Here is a 446-nt window from a genome sequence, read left to right on the forward strand (position 1 = left end):
GTGGACGTGATCGAGGCTGGCTTTGCGGCAAGCTCAAACGGTGACTTTGAAGCGATCCGTGCGATTGCGCTGTCGGTCAAGGATTCGCGCATTTGCTCGCTCGCCCGCGCGAACGACCGTGATATTTCCCGCGCTGCCGAGGCGCTCAAGCCGGCGGGGCAGTTCCGCATCCACACGTTCATCGCCACATCGGCGCTGCACATGGAGAAGAAGCTGCGCATGTCGCCGGATCAGGTGTACGAGCAGGCGCGCCTGGCGGTGCGTTTTGCCCGCCAGTTCACCGACGACATCGAATTCTCGCCGGAAGATGGCAGCCGCTCCGACATGGACTTCCTCTGCCGCGTGCTGGAAGGCGTGATCGCCGAAGGCGCCACCACCATCAATCTGCCGGATACGGTGGGCTACGCGGTGCCGGAGGGCTATGCCGCGCTGATCCGTTCGGTGCG

General features: G+C 64.1%; 1 pseudogene. It reads left to right on the forward strand.

Going from position 1 to position 446, the window contains the following annotated elements:
• Positions 1 to 446 (forward strand): annotated as a pseudogene (locus tag G9373_RS45670) (2-isopropylmalate synthase); the annotation flags it as partial.

This window comes from Rhodococcus sp. A14, from assembly GCF_011603105.1.
Lineage (GTDB): Bacteria > Actinomycetota > Actinomycetes > Mycobacteriales > Mycobacteriaceae > Rhodococcus_F > Rhodococcus_F opacus.